The organism is Streptomyces sp. NPDC091377 (genome assembly GCF_044757045.1).
Taxonomy (GTDB): domain Bacteria; phylum Actinomycetota; class Actinomycetes; order Streptomycetales; family Streptomycetaceae; genus Streptomyces.
In genome coordinates this window covers 92,369-111,607 of sequence record NZ_JBIVUE010000019.1, presented here as the reverse complement: position 1 = coordinate 111,607, position 19,239 = coordinate 92,369, and the positions used below count along the sequence as shown (strand labels likewise).

Annotated in this window: 17 protein-coding genes, 1 tRNA gene and 1 pseudogene; 13 read left to right on the top strand and 6 right to left on the bottom strand. The window is 70.1% G+C overall.

The features are described from left to right. Positions 1–48 precede the first annotated feature (48 nt). A complete protein-coding gene (locus ACIQNG_RS31880; RefSeq protein WP_401489800.1) occupies positions 49–828 on the bottom strand; it encodes a hypothetical protein in 780 nt (259 codons plus the stop codon). Between ACIQNG_RS31880 and ACIQNG_RS31875 the strand changes: the two genes are divergently transcribed. Then, entirely contained in the window at positions 812–1,171 is a 360-nt protein-coding gene (locus tag ACIQNG_RS31875) for an AIPR family protein (RefSeq protein ID WP_401489797.1), read from the top strand. The genes ACIQNG_RS31880 and ACIQNG_RS31875 overlap by 17 nt on opposite strands. Next, on the top strand, positions 1,113–1,931 hold the full coding sequence (locus ACIQNG_RS31870; protein ID WP_401489794.1) for a hypothetical protein: 819 nt from the start codon (positions 1,113–1,115) through the stop codon (positions 1,929–1,931). Before ACIQNG_RS31875 ends, ACIQNG_RS31870 begins: the two co-directional genes overlap by 59 nt. 27 nt (positions 1,932–1,958) lie before the next feature. On the opposite strand, the gene ACIQNG_RS31865 is transcribed toward ACIQNG_RS31870, so the two are convergent. From ACIQNG_RS31865 to ACIQNG_RS31855, 3 genes are all read right to left on the bottom strand, one after another. After that, entirely contained in the window at positions 1,959–3,575 is a 1,617-nt protein-coding gene (locus tag ACIQNG_RS31865) for a protein kinase (RefSeq protein ID WP_401489791.1), read from the bottom strand. 82 nt (positions 3,576–3,657) lie between these two features. Beyond that, a complete protein-coding gene (locus ACIQNG_RS31860; protein WP_401489789.1) occupies positions 3,658–3,849 on the bottom strand; it encodes a hypothetical protein in 192 nt (63 codons plus the stop codon). Between the two features lie 11 nt (positions 3,850–3,860). Further along, positions 3,861–4,712, bottom strand: a complete 852-nt coding sequence (locus ACIQNG_RS31855; RefSeq protein WP_401489787.1) for a helix-turn-helix domain-containing protein — start codon at positions 4,710–4,712, stop codon at positions 3,861–3,863. Between the two features lie 252 nt (positions 4,713–4,964). Here ACIQNG_RS31855 and ACIQNG_RS31850 point away from each other — a divergent pair, with 252 nt between their 5' ends. After that, positions 4,965–5,378 carry an ATP-binding protein gene (locus ACIQNG_RS31850; protein WP_401489784.1) on the top strand — a complete coding sequence of 138 codons (414 nt, stop codon included), beginning with the start codon at positions 4,965–4,967 and terminating at the stop codon, positions 5,376–5,378. Positions 5,379–5,405: 27 nt separating this feature from the next. Here ACIQNG_RS31850 and ACIQNG_RS31845 read toward each other — a convergent pair. After that, positions 5,406–6,026 (bottom strand): annotated as a pseudogene (locus ACIQNG_RS31845) (type I restriction endonuclease subunit R); the annotation flags it as partial. Between the two features lie 42 nt (positions 6,027–6,068). On the opposite strand from ACIQNG_RS31845, the gene ACIQNG_RS31840 reads away from it, so the two are divergent. The 3 genes from ACIQNG_RS31840 (at position 6,069) to ACIQNG_RS31830 (ending at position 8,770) form a co-directional block, all read left to right on the top strand. Next, entirely contained in the window at positions 6,069–6,839 is a 771-nt protein-coding gene (locus tag ACIQNG_RS31840; RefSeq protein WP_401489781.1) for a TIGR04141 family sporadically distributed protein, read from the top strand. A gap of 295 nt (positions 6,840–7,134) precedes the next feature. Beyond that, positions 7,135–8,316, top strand: a complete 1,182-nt coding sequence (locus ACIQNG_RS31835) for an amidase domain-containing protein (protein ID WP_401489779.1) — start codon at positions 7,135–7,137, stop codon at positions 8,314–8,316. Then, the gene (locus tag ACIQNG_RS31830) at positions 8,288–8,770 is read left to right on the top strand and encodes a hypothetical protein (RefSeq protein WP_401489776.1); all 483 of its coding nucleotides are present in this window, start codon (positions 8,288–8,290) and stop codon (positions 8,768–8,770) included. The genes ACIQNG_RS31835 and ACIQNG_RS31830 overlap by 29 nt, the downstream gene beginning before the upstream one ends. Before the next feature lie 240 nt (positions 8,771–9,010). On the opposite strand, the gene ACIQNG_RS31825 is transcribed toward ACIQNG_RS31830, so the two are convergent. Continuing rightward, a tRNA-Arg gene (locus ACIQNG_RS31825) sits at positions 9,011–9,082 on the bottom strand. Between the two features lie 119 nt (positions 9,083–9,201). Between ACIQNG_RS31825 and ACIQNG_RS31820 the strand changes: the two genes are divergently transcribed. From ACIQNG_RS31820 to rho, 7 genes are all read left to right on the top strand, one after another. Continuing rightward, positions 9,202–9,705 (top strand): two-component system response regulator, encoded by a 504-nt coding sequence (locus ACIQNG_RS31820; RefSeq protein ID WP_401438946.1) that lies wholly within the window; start codon positions 9,202–9,204, stop codon positions 9,703–9,705. A gap of 139 nt (positions 9,706–9,844) precedes the next feature. Next, positions 9,845–10,924 carry an ArgS-related anticodon-binding protein NrtL gene (nrtL, locus tag ACIQNG_RS31815; protein ID WP_401489774.1) on the top strand — a complete coding sequence of 360 codons (1,080 nt, stop codon included), beginning with the start codon at positions 9,845–9,847 and terminating at the stop codon, positions 10,922–10,924. A 119-nt stretch (positions 10,925–11,043) separates the two neighbouring features. Next, positions 11,044–12,435: a diaminopimelate decarboxylase gene (gene lysA, locus ACIQNG_RS31810; RefSeq protein ID WP_401489772.1), complete on the top strand. Its 1,392-nt coding sequence runs from the start codon at positions 11,044–11,046 to the stop codon at positions 12,433–12,435. A 381-nt stretch (positions 12,436–12,816) separates the two neighbouring features. After that, positions 12,817–14,109: a homoserine dehydrogenase gene (locus tag ACIQNG_RS31805; protein ID WP_401438938.1), complete on the top strand. Its 1,293-nt coding sequence runs from the start codon at positions 12,817–12,819 to the stop codon at positions 14,107–14,109. 6 nt (positions 14,110–14,115) lie between these two features. Next, complete coding sequence (gene thrC, locus ACIQNG_RS31800; RefSeq protein WP_401489770.1) at positions 14,116–15,174, top strand: threonine synthase; 1,059 nt, start codon at positions 14,116–14,118, stop codon at positions 15,172–15,174. A 479-nt stretch (positions 15,175–15,653) separates the two neighbouring features. Then, entirely contained in the window at positions 15,654–16,733 is a 1,080-nt protein-coding gene (gene thrB, locus ACIQNG_RS31795) for a homoserine kinase (protein ID WP_401438932.1), read from the top strand. A gap of 438 nt (positions 16,734–17,171) precedes the next feature. Continuing rightward, complete coding sequence (rho, locus tag ACIQNG_RS31790) at positions 17,172–19,229, top strand: transcription termination factor Rho (RefSeq protein ID WP_401489769.1); 2,058 nt, start codon at positions 17,172–17,174, stop codon at positions 19,227–19,229. Positions 19,230–19,239 lie beyond the last annotated feature (10 nt).

Here is a 19,239-nt window from a genome sequence, read left to right as displayed (position 1 = left end):
CGTTCCCGGGATGGCGGAGGGCCGGGTGGGCGGAGCTTCAGCGTCCCGTCACGACGAACCGCAGGTACGTCCTGACGCCCAGCGCCGCCGGCTCTCCGCCTTCGCGGCGGTGAGTTCACCGCTCACCCGCAGCGACTCCGCCTCCGCACCGGCCAGTTGCTTCTGACGCTGCACCAGCCCGGCCCGCTTGCGCTGGGACTCCGTACGGTGGCGCCGCCGCTCCGCGGTGATGGACCGCCGCTCGTCGGCGGCCCTCCCGCGTAGGCGGTCCATGTCCCACCGGGCCCAGTCCTGCGCCCGCTCGCTCCGGTCGATCCCCCGCGCCAGCCGCGCGACGGTCCCGGCGCGGACCTGGGCGAGGCGCTGCGGGGGAAGCGAGGTGGGCGCCGACGACCGGGCCCGCCGTTCGACGGCGGCGCGCCAGTCGGCGAGCGCGGTCGCCTGCGCCTCTCCGACGCCGGGCACCCGCAAGTGCAGGCCGTTCGGGCGGACGAAGGTCGCGACGCGGCTTCCGTCCGTCCGATCCCGGCCGAAGACCACCGCGGTGAAGTCGGCCGAGGTACGGACGCCCGCGTCGAGCAGGGTCACGATCGTCCTGGCGCCGATGTCCGGCAGGTCATGCGTGTCAAGGATCGACGCGCGACACAGTTCCGCGTCCAGGTGCGCCCTCACCACGCGGTCCAGCGCCTCGCCGACCAGCTTCTCCTCCCGGGCGCGCAGCTCCGCCTTCCACCGCGCGACCTGGGCCGTACGGCGGTCAGCTTCGCGTCGATACGGGCCTGCACCGAGGAGCAGGCCGACCACGCTCGCGGTGACCGGGGCGAGCATCGTGAACGGCGCTCAGACGGTACGGGCTGTGGCCAGGGCCATGCACGACGACGGCGAGGCCGCCGCCAACGCCACCCTGAGCATCAAGGTCATCAACACGCACGAGGACCGGAAGTTCGGCGTCCAGGTCTCGCAGGCGGCGAACCGGCAGAACGCCATCGAGCAGCGCGATCACATCGCACTGGAACCCGTGCACCAGGCGAATCAAGGCCAACCTGCGCGCCGCCCTCGCTCTCGCCTGCCTTCACCCCGACGCGGAGCAGACCGCCCGCGCCGCCAGCTCCATGGAGAACCTCTGGGAGCAGGGCCCCCAGGGCAGCCACACCCTGCTGTTCAAACGTGAACCCTCCCCGCAGAAGGTGTGGCGCTCCGTGCTCACGCTGCGTGCGGCACGCAGTGCGGTCTACAAACTGGGCAGTGGGCACAACAGCCGCGAGGCTGCGACCACGGAGCACGGTGGCTTTCTCGTCACTCATCTGATCTTCCAGCACCTCGGCGCCACGAGTATCGATGACCCCGACTTCGACTGGGACAGCGAGGTCCTGGAGAAGATTCCCGCCCTGGTTCCGGAGCTGGTGCGGCGGCTGACTCACGAGATCGTGACGCGCTACGGACCGCGCCCCCAGATCAGGTCCGCCTTCCAGAGCGCGAAGACATGCCGGGAGCTGGCGAGGCATGTCCTCGGTGACCTGGCCGATGGCGTCGCCCTTCCCGCACCTCCGGCGAAGGAACGCAAGCCGCGTCGCCCGAACACCGTGCCGCTCCTGGTCGACCGCCGTGTCATCAAGGACGGAGCCCCCCTCCGGTACGTCGGTCAGAACGAGCCCGAACGGGACGCCGTCGAAGAGTGGCTGGCCGAAGACGAACGGCGGCGTCAGGCGACCTGGGTCAATCACCGGACCAAGCCGATCCTGTGGGCGTACGACGAGCAGCAGTACTCGCCGTCCGGGTTGGTGTCGAAGATGTGGGCGGACGCCGGCTGGGACGACCGTCCCGTGGCCAATCAGGGAACGGTCCGCTGGTTCCAGTCGGAGGGCCTGAGTCTGTGGGACCTGGCTCAGCGCATCCACAGCGCAGAGGACGAGCCCGAGGACGAGAGCTGACGGCCCGCGCACAGCACGAGCGGGCCGTCAGGAGGGGCGTGGTCCCTCCGGGTCGCGCAGCCGCGCGAGGAGATCGGCGATCTCGCGGGTCTCCTCGTGGTCTTCGCCGAGGAGCACGCACATGTCGTCGTGGAGGGCGTCGAGAACGCCCTCGGCCTCGCTGCGGCGGCCCTCGGAGAAGAGGAGCACGCCGATACTGCGGCGTAGGTCGAGAGCGGTCTCGGAGGCGTCGCCGTCCTCGTCGGAGACGACCTCCAGGACCTCTTGGAACTCCTGCAGGGCGGCAGTGGCCTGGCCGAGGTTGGCCCGGCAGTGGGCGGCGTGCCGACGGCACTCCAGTGTGTTCTCGTCCGCCGGTCCGGCCGTACGGGCGTAGACAGCGGCCAGGGAGTCGAACTCCGGCAAGGCGCGTCGGAAGTCGCCGCCGGCCATCAGGACCGCCGCGCGCTGTCGCCGCAGACCGAGCACCCGTGGGTTGTGCGCGCCGAGAACGCTGGCCGCCGTGGCGATCACCGCCTTGAGGACGTCCGCCGCCTGGGCGAACCGCCCGTTCTCGGCGAGGTCCGCGGACCGGGCGTAGGCGTCCCGGACCGCGTCCCGCAGTGCGGTGTCGGCGCGTTCCGGGACCGGCACCGGAACTGAAGGCGCCGGTTGAGGTGCGGCAGGAATGGTGCGCCGCAGGGGTGCGTTCGGCTGCCGGTAGACCAGCGTCGGGTCGGGCACCCCGGTAGGGGAGCCGCCGTCGATGAGAACCAAGGGGGCGGCGGCCGATCCCGGCGGCGGCAGGTGCGGCGACAGGCGCTCGTACACCTCGTACGCGTCGGCCGGACGTTGCTCGGGAGCCTTGGCCAGCAGATCCAGGGTCAGCGTCTCCAGGTCCGACGGCACCTCGGACCGCAGGGTGCGCAGGGGCGACGGCTGCGCACCCATGTGCTGGGCCATGAGCTGATAGTCACTGTCGCCGCTGAAGACCGGCTGTCCGGAGAGGAGTTCGTGCAGTACACAGCCGAGTGCGTAGAGGTCGCTGAGCGGGGTGATCTGCGCGTTGTCGATCTGCTCGGGCGGCATGTACAGGCTGGTGCCGATCACGTTGCCGGTGGCCGTGAGCCGGGTGACGTCCGTGCCCAGCAGTTTCGCGATGCCGAAATCCAGCACTTTGACCGTGCCGTCCGTCGCGATCAGGATGTTGTCCGGCTTCAGGTCGCGGTGCACCACCGGGATCGCGTGCGCGTACGACAGAACCGTGCAGATCTGCGCGGCGATCGACACGGCCCAGCTCACGGGGAGCCCCACCGCCGCTCCGTCCCCCACGCCGGTGAGCGCTCTGCGCAGGGAGATCCCGCGCACGTACTCCATCACCAAGTACATCCGGTCGTACGATGCCTCGTCCAACACCGCGTCGAACACCTGCGGTACCCCGTGGTGGCCGATCCGCGCGGTGACGCGTGCCTCGCGTTCGAAGCGGCGGGTGAACTCCTTCGCCTGCGCGGGAGTCGTGACGACGTCGGGCCGGATGAGCTTGACCGCGATCTCCCGGTCGAGGACGGCGTCGTAGCCGCGCCAGACCGTGCCCATGCCTCCGGACTCGATCTCCTCGATCAGCTCATAGCGGCCCTGCTCGCCGATTCTCCTCGCCTGCGCCACGCGTTGCGCTCCCGTCGCCCCGATGCCATGTCAGCCGATCGCAGTACACGGTACCGACCGCGGCGGCGTGCGGTGGGCTCTGCTACAGCAAGTGGTCGGCCTTGCCGGCCTTGACTTCGGTGATGAGGGTGCGCAGGGCTTCGAGGGTGTCGGTGAGGTAGTGCTCCTCTTGGCCGTTCACGGCTATGTAGCCGTTGCCGTCGGCGTCGGTTCCGAGGCGGAAGCAGGAGCTGCCTTCCCCGCAGAGCGGGGCTTCCCAGGTGATGTCGGCCATGTCGCGTCTCCTCATAGCTGTTGGGCGATCTGGCGAATGAAGTCGCGGGACGGTCCCCGGGACAGTGCCAAGTCTTCCAACAGGTCGAGTTGTGCCCGATATTTCGCGAGCTGGCCATCAGCGTGCAAGAAGACAGGACCGTGAGAGTTGTCTACCTGCACGGTATCGAGTTGCTGCACAGGGCCTTCGGTGTAGACGACCGTGTGCCCTGCTCCAGGGAAGGCGCCGTGACTGAAGGGCAGGACCAACACGGTGACGTTGTCCCATTCGGAGACCTCCAGCAGGTACTCCAACTGAGCGCGGGCGACGTCCCGTCCGCCGAACTGCATGCGAAGCGCCGCCTCGTGGATCACGGCCACGTACGGGGCCGGGTGGTCTCCGGTGATCACCTTCTGGCGCTCCGAACGGTGTGCCAGTCGGAGAGCGACCTCATGTTCAGGAAGCTGTGGGACGACGGAGCGGAAGATGGCCATGGCGTGGGCCGATGTCTGGAGCAGCCCCGGCACATGGACAGTGTTCGCGCCCCACAGACGCACTGCGCCAGCCTCTGTTTCGGAGATGTCCAGCAGACCTTGAGGCAAGCTGCCCCGGTAACGCTCCCACCATCCTGCTTCGTTCGGCTCCGCCATCTCGGCCAAGGCATCGACGTACTTCTCGTCGGTGCAGTCACAGTTGCAGGCCAGGGTGCGCAGCCTTTCGGTGCTGATCCCGCGCAGTCCGGACTCCATGTTGGAGATCCTGCTCCGATCGACCCCGAGGAGCCCCGCGGCGTACTCCGCGGACATGCCAGCCGTGGTGCGCATCCTGCGCAGCTCACTTCCCAGGCGCTTCTGGCGTTGGGTGAGGATCGTCCTTGGTGGCATGTCGTACCTTTCGTGCCGCGAGGTGCTCGCATGGACTCGACGAGCACTAGTTCACCGCATCGAGGCCATTGTTGCGAACCAGATGGCAAATATGGCCCCTCGTGTCCTACTGTCGGTATCGCGCACGCTACACACCGCAGTGCCGGAAGCGCACCGCGCGAGCCTGCCCGTCCGCCCTGGGACGGGTGAGCCCGCGACCAGGGCGGTAGGCCACCGGCGACTTCAACCCCCCACTCAGCCGAGGAGTTCGCCATGCCTGAGATCCCCCTCATCCCTGTCCACTGGCGCTTTCCCGCGCACCCCGCCTCGGTACGGCGGGCCCGGTACGCCGTCGCCAGGTCGCTGCCGGACGGCATCCGTTCCCGTCTCGGCGATGATCTGGGCCTGTTGACCTCGGAGCTGGTCACCAACGCCATCCAGCACGGCGCGTGCTGGGAGGACGAGGACCTCATCGAACTCGTCCTGTGGCCCGCAGACGGTCATTACTGGCTGGCCGTCTCCGATCCGGGTCCCGGCAAACTCGAACTGGCCCATCCGGATACGGACTCGGAGAGCGGCAGGGGTCTGTTCCTCGTCAACAGCCTCGCCACAGCCTGGACTGTCCGGTCCCGCCCCACACGCGGTACGTCTGTGGTCGCGGGCCTCTCTTTCGGGCAGGGTGGTTGATCTTGCTGAGCGGTCGGTCGGGAGGGTTCAGGCCGCTTCGTCGTCGATGTTCTCCTCCCGGCGGATCATCCGCCAAGCCGCCCGTCGCGCACTCTGGTTGAGTGACTGCTTGAAGCTGTCGTCGTGGCTGAAGTACTGGCGCCCCAGTTCGGCGATGGTGTCGATGTGTTCGGCCATCTTGTCCTCGAAGACCTCGTCGAAGACGAGACCGAAGTTCTCCTCGTCGTTGACGGCGGCGGCGCGGACCTTCGGGTCGGCCTTCGCCTCCGACCACGGCGTGATCACGTCCTGATCGGTGAAGTCGGTGCCGTACTTGTCGTTGAACTTCTCGATCAGCTCTGACAGCAGCGACTTTTCCTGCTCCTTGGCGCCGCCCGTACCCTCGCCGAAGCCCCGCAGCTCCGCCGTGCCCTCGGGGGTCAATGCCAGATCGTGTTCGCCGGTCTTCTGGATGCGCAGGTGGCTGAGGTCGAGATCGCCTACGTCCACGCCGCCGTCTCCGCGGCGCGGCAGACGGTTGAGCAGGTGACGGCCGTAGAGGTAGAGGCATTCGAGGTCGGCGTCACGATAGGGCACGACCTGTGAGAGGAAGCCGTACTTCCGCACGTAGTCGTTGAGATCCGAGCGGAACTTCTCGGCGGTCTCGACGGCGACGACTTCAGCCTGGAGTACGTCCTCAACCGGGCACGCGTGCACAGGCCGGGCCGACGCCTCACCGCGCTCCGGGACGGCACTGTCACTCTCTACTCCCACACCCGGGCGGACAAGGACGACATCATCTGGACGTCGAACGTACTGCGGTGGATCGAAGCGGAGGTCTCGCTCGGCGCCCGCCGGTTCTTCCTGCTGGACGGGCAGTGGTACGAGATCGGCGAGGCGTACCTGGAGGCGATCCGTTCGCAGGTGGGCAGGCTCATCACCGGCACGCCCTCGGTCGACCTCCCCGCCTGGGTGCTCGGGGAGACGGAGCGGAGGTACAACGAATCGGTGCCCGATGCGCGGCCCGGGTACGTCTGCTTCGACCGTGACAACGTCCGGACGGCGCTGCACCGCGGCAACGGCGTGGAGATCTGCGACCTGCTGAGTCCGGACAATGCTCTGGTCATGGTGAAACGGGCCAGGGGCTCCGACGCGCTCAGCCATCTGTTCGGCCAGGCCGTGGTCGCCGTTCAGACCTTGCTGCACTCGCCGGACGCCGTGGACGGGTTCGCCCGGAAGGTGGCCGCGGCCCGGCCCGGTCGGCCCTTGCCGGACGGCTTCCGGCCGTCGAAGGTCGTGTTCGCGATCCTGCTCAAGAGCGGAGCCGACCTCACCGCCGACTCGCTGTTCCCGTTCTCCCAGGTCACCCTCGTGCAGACGGCCAAGATCCTTGAGGCCTGGGGCGTCGAAGTCGAGGTCATCGGGATCCAGGCCACGGCGGTGCCCCCGGCTCGGGCGGGAATCCGCCACCTGGCCGCGTAGCGGGGCCTCGGCCCGGCGGCCCGTGGGTTCGGCCACAGGTTGTCGTGCGGCCGGCGGGGAGCCCGTCACTGGGGTGATGCTCCTTGCGGGAGCCTCGGGTCCACGGCCCATGGCACCGAAGGCGACACCGGGCCGCTGCTTGGCCTGCCCGACCGAGGCGGGTGCGGGGAAAATCCTGGCCCGACGGAACCGAAGGGTGGGAGCATTCCCTTAACTGGCCTACAGGAGGCCTCTGTTGGGGGAAATCTTGAGAAACGGGAGACACAGACGCGCTGCGTGGTTAGCGCTGGGCGCGATGGCGCTGGCCATGGTGCCGGCCACCGCGGTGGCCCAGCCCAAAGGCAACAGCACGGACACTCGCGGTGAAGGTACGGCGGCCCGCACCGTGGACGCCCGGACCTCCGCGGACTTCGCCGCCCTCGCGGACACCGTTCTGACCAGACGGACATCCGCTCTTGTCGAGGGCACCCAGGCAACCCTCCGGGCCGCACAGGCGCTGCCGCTGAAGGGCGACGTGCACGTCACCAGCGCCCTGGCCGGCGCAGAGAGCGGCGCGGCGGACATTCTGGGCGACCGCAAGGCGAGGCTCGCCGCCCTCGGTGAGGCTTACACGGCCGCGGACACGGAGGTCGAGGTCGACGAGGTCTCGGTGACCGGAGATCGCGCCACCGCGCACATCACCGAGACGACGATGCTCACGTACAAGCAGATCACCGGTGACGAGCCGCCGACCACGGGCTTCCAGGCGCGGCACGAGCTGACCTTTGTCGCCGCGCCGAACGGTACGTGGGAGCTGACCGGCATCACTGCCCTCGACGAAGGGGGACCGGCCGCGGTGAACTCCGCGGTGGACACCGCCGCGGACGGTGGCTTGCCGCCCACCACCACGTCGGAAGAGCCGGTCGACGAGGGCGGCGCGCCCGAGGTCGACGGACCCGCCCCCGAGGAAACGCCGGCCGGCTCGAACCAGCCCGGCATCCCGGCGGCGACCAAGGCCACGCCCCAGGCGGGCTACGACTATGGCGAGATGGCGAAGTACGCCGAGAAGTACTGGAAGAACTACAACCCCAGTTACCGAAAATTCAGTGACGTCGGTGGGGACTGCACCAATTTCATCAGCCAGGCCCTGCGCGCGGGTGGCTGGAAGAACGACACCGGTTGGTACAGGAGCTACAAGAACTGGTGGTACAACTCCTCGAACCAGACCACATCCTGGGTCAACGTCAATTACTGGGCGTCCTTCGCTCTGTACAGCGATCGCGCCTACAACCTGGACAACGTCTACAAGCTTGGCATCGGGGACATCCTCCAGATGGACTTCACCGGAAATCGGTCCAAGGACCACTCCATGATCACCACATACAAGAGTGGCGGAGTTCCTTACCTCACTTACCACTCGACGAACACCTACCGGAAGTCGGTGAGGAGCATTGTGGCGCAGTACCCGAATGCGAAGTACTACGCCTTCCGGACCTGAGAGGCGTACCCGCCGCTCATGGCCGGGGCGCACTGGTCTGCTGTCGGCCGTCTTCTGCACCGTCCTGATCAGCGCGTGCGGTGGGGGAGGCAGCGAGGCGAAGTCTCCTGACCTGGCGGAGCAGGACCGTTTCCTGCGCGAGTACGTGGAGTTCCTCAACGAGTCGGACGAGAGCGGCCTGGCGCGGCTTCTCGATGCGCACCCCGAGGGCGACGAGGACGCCCGGGCGCGGATCGTGGCGTACGGGGGACAGGACTGGGACGTCCGATGGAGTCGTGCCTCGGAGTTCGAGGGGGTGTGGACGGTCGACCTGACCGGCACCGCGCGCGCCGAGGGCCGGCCTGTCCGTGTGACCGAGACGGTCGCCTGGGAAGAGGGGAACTGGGTGATGGCCCCGATGCCTGGCATCGTACCGACCCCGTCGAATGCGGCAGGGACGGAACCGCCTGGGTGAGTTCACTGACGGCGGACAGAAACCCGTCGCATGACAGGAGGTCTGTGCGCCCTGCGAGGGCCCGCATGGACCTCCTGTCAGAGCTGTGAGCCTCGGACTTCCAGAGCTGTGAGTCTCGGACTTCTCCATGCTCCGCGTACCGGCGCCGTATACGCGCGGCTCACCAAGGCGCAGTGTGTCCTCTGAGGCACAAGAAAGGCGCCGACCTGCATTTCTGCTGGTCAGCGCCTTGATCCGGAGTGCCCCCGGCAGGATTCGAACCTGCGCACACGGCTCCGGAGGCCGTTGCTCTATCCCCTGAGCTACGGGGGCGTGTCGGGCGCGGTGGGTGTTGCTCGCGGCGACGGGTAGAACACTACCAGCTCGTTCGGGGTGGTCATGAACGGGTTTTGCGGGGTGGGGGAGGGGGTCGTCGCCCCGAAGGGTTGGAAGTGGGCAAAACCCGGACGCGGTGGCCGGTGCCGACCTACTCTCGACGTGTGCCAGGCGCCTCGGGCCGGGTGCTTGTTGTGGACGACAACAAGGTCATCCGGCAGCTGATCAGGGTCAATCTCGAACTGGAGGGTTTCGAGGTCGTGACCGCCGCCGATGGTGTCGAGTGTCTGGATGTGGTGCATCAGGTGCAGCCCGACGCCATCACCCTTGATGTCGTCATGCCCCGGCTCGACGGGCTGCGTACCGCCTCCCGGCTCCGCGCCGACCCTCGTACCCGTGATCTCCCCCTCGCCATCGTCAGCGCCTGCACCCAGCAGGAGATCGACAGTGGGCTCGATGTGGGAGTCGACGGGTTTCTCGCCAAGCCCTTCGAACCCGCTGAACTCGTCCAGCTCGTCCGGCAGATGATCGAGCTGCGGCGCAGTCGCCGTGAGGGGCGGGGGCTCGTGCGGGAGATGCTCGGGGGTGGCGGGGACGCCACCGGGCGGGGGAGCGGCTGAGTCGGGCCGTACCGCCGCCCGCGCCGTACCCCGCCCACCCCGTACGCCCACCCCGTACGCCCGCCCGCGCCGTCCATATCGCGGACCATCGGGCATATCGGCTCGCCTTCCCACCCCCCTCCTCCCCTACGCTTGTTCCGTGACCCCCGTCGAGCTGTCCCGTACCGTGCTGCGCGCGGTGCGTAGCGCTGTGGACCAGGGGCAGCTGAAGGTGAGCGTCCCTGAGCGTGCCGTGGTCACCGCACCCGGTCCCGGTGGCTGCGGGGACTACGCCACCACCATCGCCCTCCAGCTCGCCCGGCCCGCCGGACAGCCGCCTCTCCGGGTCGCCGAGATCCTCTCGGGTCACCTGCTGCGTGCCGACGGGGTGCAGGACGTCGTCGTCACCGGGCCCGGCTTCATCAATCTCCGGCTCGTCCCCCAGGTCTCCGCCTCCGCCTCCGCCGCGCTCGTCTCCGACGTACTGCGGCAGGGGAGCCGGTACGGGTATGTCGATCGGCTCACCGGGCCGCGCCCCTCCCTTCGCCTCCATGCCGCCCGCGAAGTTCGCGCCCTCGTGGTCATGGACTGCCTCGCTCGGATCCTTCGCTCCCAAGGGGTTCTTGTCACGGTCGGCAGCGAGGGCTCCGTCGGCACCGATGGCTCCGTCAGCAGCGGGGCGTCCGGAAGGGGGACCGGTCCGCAGCCCGGGCCCGTTCGGCTTCAGCCCGTCCCCGCCCCCCACGATCCCTCCTCCCTCGGCCAGGACGCCGCCCGCTGGGCGCTGCTCCATCCGGCGCCGCACGACCGGCCCCGCCTCGGGGGCGAGCATCTCGTCCAGCGTGAGAGCAATCCCCTCTTCCGGGTCCGCTACGCCCATGCCCGCACCCGTGCCCTCAGCCGCAACGCCGCCGACCTCGGCTTTCACGCCGAGCCCGGTGACATCCACCCCCGGATCGACGCCAACGGCGACACCGACCTCACCGACCTCGTCGGGCACCTCGCCGCCCACCCCCGTGTCCTCGCCACGGCCGCCCGGCACCACGACCCCTCCCGGCTCGCCCGGCACCTCGTGGCCGTCGCGGACGCGCTGACGCCGGTGCTGCCCACCGTGCTGCCGCGCGGTGCGGAGAAACCCTCGGCCGCCCACCGCGCCCGGCTCGCCCTCGTCGAGGCCGCCGGGGCTGTGCTGGCCGGCGGCCTGTCCCTGCTCGGCATCGACGCACCCGACCACCTCTGAGCCCAGGCGGGACACACCGTGACCTACAGGCAGTGCCGTGGCCCTGTCCGCCCCGGCGGCGCAGAGGCAGCAAGACCCACCGACACCATTCGACCGCCGCAGAGAGACCACGTAGAGCAATGAGCCGTTCCGCACACCCCGCCGGGCCCCGTCACGCCGATGTCCTCCCCGAAGGGCACTACACCGGGCCGCCCGCCGATCTCAACGTCCTCGACGGCAAGGTGTGGGCGCAGACCGTGACCCGCGCGGACGACGGTGTCGTCTCCGTCGGCGGGATGCCCGTCACCCGGATCGCCGAGGAGTTCGGTACCCCGGCCTACGTCATGGACGAGGCCGACTTCCGCGCCCGCGCCCGCGCCTGGCGCGACGCCTTCGGGGCCGACGCCGACGTCTTCTACGCCGGCAAGGCGTTCCTCTCCCGCGCCGTGGTGCGCTGGCTCCAGGAGGAGGGGCTCCATCTCGACGTGTGCTCCGGGGGCGAGCTGAGCACCGCGCTCTCCGCCGGGATGCCCGCCGAGCGGATCGCCTTCCACGGCAACAACAAGTCGGTCCAGGAGATCCGCCGCGCCATCGGGGCCGGGATCGGACGGATCGTGCTCGACTCCTTCCAGGAGATCGTGCGGGTCGCCCACATCGCCCAGGAACTCGGCGTCCGGCAGCGGGTGCAGATCCGGATCACCGTCGGTGTCGAGGCGCACACGCACGAGTTCATCGCCACCGCCCACGAGGACCAGAAGTTCGGCATCCCCCTCGCCGGCGGCCAGGCCGCCGAGGCCGTGCGGCGGGCGCTGCGGCTCGACGGTCTGGACCTGATCGGGATCCACTCGCACATCGGGTCGCAGATCTTCGACATGTCCGGCTTCGAGGTCGCCGCCCACCGGGTGGTCGGGCTCCTCAAGGAGATCCGCGACGAGCACGGCGTCGAACTGCCCGAGATCGACCTCGGCGGCGGCCTCGGCATCGCCTACACCAGTGGCGACGACCCCCGCGAGCCGCACGAGATCGCCAAGGCGCTCACCGAGATCGTCTCCCGCGAGTGCGACCGCGCCCGGCTGCGCACGCCCCGGATCTCCGTCGAGCCGGGCCGCGCCGTCGTCGGGCCGACCGCCTTCACCCTCTACGAGGTGGGCACCGTCAAGCCGCTCGACGGGCTGCGGACCTACGTCTCCGTCGACGGCGGCATGTCCGACAACATCCGCACCGCGCTCTACGACGCCGAGTACAGCGTCGCCCTGGTCTCCCGGGCCTCCGACGCCGAGCCGGTGCTCGCCCGGGTGGTCGGCAAGCACTGCGAGAGCGGGGACATCGTGGTCAAGGACGCCTTCCTGCCCGCCGACCTGGCACCGGGTGACCTGATCGCCGTACCCGCCACCGGCGCCTACTGCCGTTCGATGGCCAGCAACTACAACCATGTGCCCCGTCCCCCCGTCGTCGCGGTGCGCGACGGCGAGGCGCGGCTGATCGTGCGGCGCGAGACCGAGGAGGATCTGCTGCGGCTGGATGTCGGATGAGTCGGCCGGCGCTGAAGGCGGGGTGGAAGATCTCTTGTTTTTCCCTCCTGCGAAAATGAAATTGATGTCTCACGATCCGGACCATGGGCAGAAAGTCCCGTTCGGTGGGCGAGACTGGTGAGGCCCCGGATCCTGTCGCGGTACAGGATCCGGTGACGCCCGCTCCGGACAGGCCGCACACTGGTCGGTGCCGGACGGCAAACGGAACAGGTATCCGGACGGCGACCGGGACAGGATCCGGACGGCAACCGGGACAGTGACAGGATCCGGGCGGCAGCAACCGGGACACGTATCCGGGCGGCAACCGGGACACGTATCCGGACGGCGACCGGAAACAGGCGACCGGACGGCAACCGGACAGGTAAGAGGAGACGAGGTCGGATGATGCGTACGCGTCCGCTGAAAGTGGCGCTGCTGGGCTGTGGAGTGGTCGGCTCAGAGGTGGCGCGCATCATGACGACGCACGCCGACGACCTCGCCCAGCGGATCGGCGCCCCGGTGGAACTGGCCGGGGTGGCCGTACGGCGGCCCGGCAAGGTCCGTGACGGCATCGACCCGGCCCTCGTCACCACCGACGCCACCGCCCTCGTCAAACGCGGCGACATCGACGTCGTGGTCGAGGTGATCGGCGGCATCGAGCCCGCCCGGGCCCTCATCACCACCGCCTTCGAGCACGGCGCCTCCGTCGTCTCCGCCAACAAGGCGCTGCTCGCCCAGGACGGTGCCGCGCTGCACGCCGCCGCCGAGGAGCACGGCAAGGACCTCTACTACGAGGCCGCCGTCGCCGGTGCCATCCCGCTGATCCGGCCGCTGCGCGAGTCCCTCGCCGGGGACAAGGTCAACCGGGTGCTCGGCATCGTCAACGGCACCACCAACTTCATCCTCGACAAGATGGACTCCACCGGCGCCGGCTACCAGGAGGCCCTGGACGAGGCCACCGCGCTCGGGTACGCCGAGGCCGACCCCACCGCCGACGTCGAGGGCTTCGACGCCGCCGCCAAGGCCGCCATCCTCGCCGGGATCGCCTTCCACACGCGCGTGCGCCTCGACGACGTCTACCGCGAGGGCATGACCGAGGTCACCGCGGCCGACTTCGCCTCCGCCCGGCGGATGGGCTGCACCATCAAGCTCCTCGCCATCTGCGAGCGGGCCGCCGACGGGGGCTCGGTCACCGCGCGCGTGCACCCCGCCATGATTCCGCTGACCCACCCCCTCGCTTCCGTGCGCGGCGCGTACAACGCGGTGTTCGTGGAGTCGGACGCCTCCGGTCAGCTGATGTTCTACGGCCCCGGCGCCGGGGGCGCCCCCACCGCCTCGGCCGTCCTCGGCGACCTGGTCGCCGTCTGCCGCAACCGCCTCACCGGGGCCACCGGGCCCGGCGAGTCGGCGTACGCCGCGCTGCCCGTCTCGCCCATGGGCGAGGTCGTCACGCGCTATCACATCAGCCTCGACGTGGCCGACAAACCGGGTGTCCTCGCCCAGGTGGCCACGGTCTTCGCCGAGCACGGGGTGTCGATCGACACCGTTCGGCAGCAGGGCAAGGACGGCGAGGCTTCTCTCGTCGTCGTCACCCATCGCGCGTCCGACGCCTCCCTCACCGGGACCGTCGAGGCGTTGCGCCAGCTCGACACCGTGCGGGGTGTCGCCAGCATCATGCGGGTTGAAGGAGAGTAACCAGCAATGACCCACCAGTGGCGCGGAATCATCGAGGAGTACCGGGACCGGCTGCCCGTCTCCGACACCACGCCGGTCGTGACGCTCCGCGAGGGCGGCACGCCTCTCGTGCCCGCGCAGGTGCTCTCCGAGCGCACGGGCTGCGAGGTCCACCTCAAGGTGGAGGGCGCGAACCCGACCGGATCCTTCAAGGACCGCGGGATGACCATGGCCATCTCCAGGGCGAAGGAGGAGGGGGCCAAGGCCGTCATCTGCGCGTCCACCGGCAACACCTCCGCCTCCGCCGCGGCGTATGCCGTACGGGCCGGCATGGTCTCCGCCGTCCTCGTCCCGCAGGGCAAGATCGCGCTCGGCAAGATGGGCCAGGCCCTCGTCCACGGCGCGAAGATCCTCCAGGTCGACGGCAACTTCGACGACTGCCTCACACTCGCCCGCGCGCTCAGCGACAACTACCCGGTCGCCCTGGTCAACTCGGTCAACCCGGTACGGATCGAGGGGCAGAAGACCGCCGCCTTCGAGATCGTGGACATGCTCGGCGACGCGCCCGACATCCACGTCCTGCCGGTCGGCAACGCGGGCAACATCACCGCCTACTGGAAGGGCTACGGGGAGTACGCCGCCGACGGCCCGGCCTCCCGTACGCCCCGCATGTGGGGTTTCCAGGCGTCCGGCAGCGCGCCCATCGTGCGCGGCGAGGTCGTCAAGGACCCCTCGACCATCGCCACCGCCATCCGGATCGGCAATCCGGCGTCCTGGAACCTCGCCCTCGCCGCCCGCGACGAGTCCGGCGGCTTCATCGACGAGGTGACGGACCGTGAGATCCTGCGCGCCTACCGGCTGTTGGCCGCACAGGAGGGCGTCTTCGTGGAGCCCGCCTCCGCCGCCTCCGTCGCCGGTCTGCTGAAGGCCGCCGAGCGGGGCGAGGTCGACCCCGGCCAGCGGATCGTCTGCACGGTCACCGGCAACGGCCTCAAGGACCCCGACTGGGCCGTGGCCGGCGCCCCGAAGCCGGTCACCGTGCCGGTGGACGCGGCGACGGCGGCGGAACGGCTCGGCCTGGTGTAGTCCGCGGCCCGGCCCCGGGCCCACGGGGAGGGCGGCTACTTTCGGCCAACCTTTCCCGCGGGCCCGCCGGGCCGCGCCCCGGGCCCCGTCCGGTCACCGGGATAGCCCGCTCCAGGTAGGGGCATCCCCGTAGGGGGTGCACAAGGGGCTTACGACACGCATCGTGCGCCTCCTGTGCGCCCTATGTCGCCCGAGAACCTTCCTTCGATAGGCTGTACCGAACCCGCCCGCCGCATATGCCGCGGTGCCGCGTCGTCTCCGCGGCCCGACAGTCGGCCGGTTGTGGCCAACGGCGGCCGAACGGTCCGTCGTACGTCATCCGTACGTCATCGAAGCCATCCGTACGTCGCCATCGAGCGTCCTCGACCGTCCCACCGCCTCGCCCGCCCCCCCGTACCGCCTCAGTCTCGTTCGTCCCTCACGCAGTCCAGTCCTCACGCAGCCCAGTCCTCACGCAGCCCAAGGAGAGTCATCCAGCGATGGCCGGTCCCGCCTTCCGCGCCGCCGCCGTAAGGGTGCGCGTCCCCGCCACCAGCGCCAACATCGGCCCGGGCTTCGACGCCTTCGGCCTCGCGCTGGGGCTCTACGACGACGTCGTCGTCCGGGTGGCCGACTCAGGGCTGCACATCGACATCGCGGGCGAGGGCAGCGAGAGCCTCCCGCGCGACGAGAACCACCTCCTCGTACGCTCCCTGCGCACCGCCTTCGACCTTCTGGGCGGGCAGCCGCGCGGCCTGGAGATCGTCTGCGCCAACCGCATCCCGCACGGCCGGGGCCTCGGCTCTTCCTCCGCCGCCATCTGCGCGGGCATCGTCGCCGCCCGCGCCGTGACCATAGGCGGCGAGGCCCGTCTGGACGACACGGCCCTGCTGGAACTGGCCACCGAGATCGAGGGCCACCCCGACAACGTCGCCGCCTGTCTCTTCGGCGGCTTCACGCTCTCCTGGATGGAGGGCGGCGCCGCCCGCGCGATCAGGATGGAACCGGCCGATTCCATCGTTCCGGTGGTTTTCGTACCCGGTCGGCCGGTCCTCACCGAGACCGCGCGCGGACTGCTCCCGCGCACCGTGCCGCACGTCGACGCCGCCGCCAACGCGGGCCGCGCCGCGCTGCTGGTCGAGGCCCTGACCCGGCGCCCCGAACTGCTGCTGCCCGCCACCGAGGACCGGCTCCACCAGGAGTACCGCGCCCCCGCGATGCCCGACAGCGCGGCACTGGTGGAGCGGCTGCGCGCCGACGGTGTCCCCGCGGTCATCTCCGGCGCCGGACCCACCGTGATGGCGCTGGCCGACGCGGCGAGCGCCGACAAGGTCGAGGCGCTCGCGGGCGCCGACTGGGCCGCGAACCGGCTGCGTCTGGATCTGACCGGGGCCGGGGTGCTGCCGCTCGCCACGAACGCCGCCCAGGGCAGCGAGTCCGCGGGACCCTCAGGACCCACCGGAGCCGCCGGAGTTGCGGGAGGCGCCGGCTCCGCTCGACTCTCCGGCCCGTTCGGGTCCGGAGAACCCGCCGGTCAGCCCGGTGCCGCGGGTCCCGCAGACGCCGGAGGCACCGATTAGAGCCCGACCCGGGCCCGACCGGATGCCGACGGCGAGCGGGCGATTGCCGGATGTGGAGAGGGGGAATGTTTGTTGGATCCGGTAGTGTTAACCTCAAGTCTGCACCCGACCCGATATTGGCGAGGTGCCTCGTGTCCCCGTCCGGGACAGACATTCCTCCGGGAGCCCCCCAAGCCACACTGTGTCTCGTATTTCGTGCGCGAGCCGTACGCCGTACGCCGACACCGCGCGGGCCGGCGGGCACGCTCCGGAACCGGTGCGACCACGCCACGTGACACTGGGTGCCACGGCCAGAGGTAGCGCCATCACCAGAAATCTCTTCCGCCGCTTAGGCGGACCACCGCCCCGGCACGGTCCACTTGAAACGGACCAAAGCCGGACAGCACAACCGGTCGCCGAGCCAGACAGGCCGACGTCCGCTCCAGGGAAGGACCCTTCGTGAGCGACACCACCGATCTGATGGGCGCACGTGTCGAGGAGACCGCTGCCGCGCCCGCCACGGACGCCTCCGCGCCTGCCACCGGTGCCGGCTCCCGGCGGCGCCGCGGTACCGGCCTTGAGGGCATGGTGCTGGCCGAGCTTCAGCAGGTCGCCTCGGGCCTCGGGATCAGGGGCACGGCGCGGATGCGCAAGAGCCAGCTGATCGAGGTCATCAAGGAGGCGCAGGCGTCCGGCGGGGCGGCCCCCAAGGCCGAGGCCACCGCCGAGACCAAGCCGAAGCGCCGCACCACCTCCAGGACCCGTACGGGCGACACCGCCGAGGGGGACAAGCCCGCGGCGAAGAAGACGCAGCCGAAGGCGGAGGCCCCGGCCGAGCAGTCCGCGACCCAGCAGCAGATCGAGATCCCCGGCCAGCCCTCCAAGGCGACGTCGGAAGCCGCCGCGGCCGAAGAGGCCCCGGTGGAGCGCCGGCGCCGCCGGGCCACCGCCGAGGCGGGCAGCCCCGAGACGGTCGCCGCCGAGGCGAAGAGCGCCGACACCAAGACCGAGCCCAAGGGCGAGACGGCCGACCGGCAGCCGCAGGGCGACGCCGGTGACGGCGCCGAAGGCCGCCGCCGGGACCGCCGTGAGCGCGGCCGTGACCGGGATCGCGACCGCGACCGTGGCGACCGCGAGCGCGGTGACCGCGGTGACCGCGACCGCCGGGGCAACAAGGGCGACGACCAGCAGGGCCAGGGCGGCCAGCAGCAGCGTCAGCAGACGGGCGGCGGCGGCCAGGGCGGCGGCGGCAACCGCCAGGACGACGACGACTTCGAGGGCGGCCGGCGCGGCCGTCGCGGGCGCTACCGGGACCGCCGGGGCCGGCGCGGCCGTGAGGAGATGGGCGGCACCAGCGAGCCGCAGATCGCCGAGGACGACGTCCTGATCCCGGTCGCGGGCATCCTGGACATCCTCGACAACTACGCCTTCATCCGTACGTCGGGCTATCTGCCGGGCCCCAACGACGTGTACGTCTCCCTCGCCCAGGTCCGCAAGAACGGCCTGCGCAAGGGCGACCACATCACGGGCGCGGTCCGCCAGCCCAAGGAAGGCGAGCGGCGCGAGAAGTTCAACGCGCTGGTCCGGCTGGACTCCGTCAACGGCATGGCGCCCGAACACGGCCGCGGCCGACCGGAGTTCAACAAGCTGACCCCGCTCTACCCGCAGGACCGGCTCCGTCTGGAGACCGACCCGGGCGTGCTGACCACCCGCATCATCGACCTCGTCTCGCCCATCGGCAAGGGCCAGCGCGGTCTGATCGTGGCCCCGCCGAAGACCGGCAAGACCATGATCATGCAGGCGGTCGCCAACGCGATCACGCACAACAACCCCGAGTGCCACCTGATGGTCGTCCTGGTCGACGAGCGTCCGGAAGAGGTCACCGACATGCAGCGGTCGGTCAAGGGCGAGGTCATCTCCTCGACCTTCGACCGCCCGGCCGAGGACCACACCACCGTCGCCGAGCTGGCCATCGAGCGGGCCAAGCGGCTGGTGGAACTGGGCCACGACGTGGTCGTGCTGCTGGACTCCATCACCCGACTGGGCCGCGCCTACAACCTCGCGGCGCCGGCCTCCGGCCGCATCCTGTCCGGTGGTGTCGACTCGACCGCGCTGTACCCGCCGAAGCGGTTCTTCGGTGCGGCGCGGAACATCGAGGACGGCGGCTCGCTGACCATCCTCGCCACCGCCCTGGTGGACACCGGGTCCCGCATGGACGAGGTGATCTTCGAGGAGTTCAAGGGCACCGGCAACATGGAGCTGAAGCTCGACCGCAAGCTCGCGGACAAGCGGATCTTCCCGGCGGTGGACGTGGACGCGTCCGGCACCCGTAAGGAAGAGATCCTGCTCGGCGGCGAGGAACTCGCGGTCGTCTGGAAGCTGCGGCGGGTGCTGCACGCGCTGGACCAGCAGCAGGCGATCGAACTGCTGCTGGACAAGATGAAGCAGACGAAGTCGAACGTCGAATTCCTGATGCAGATCCAGAAGACGACGCCCACGCCCGGCAACGGTGACTGACCGACTCACC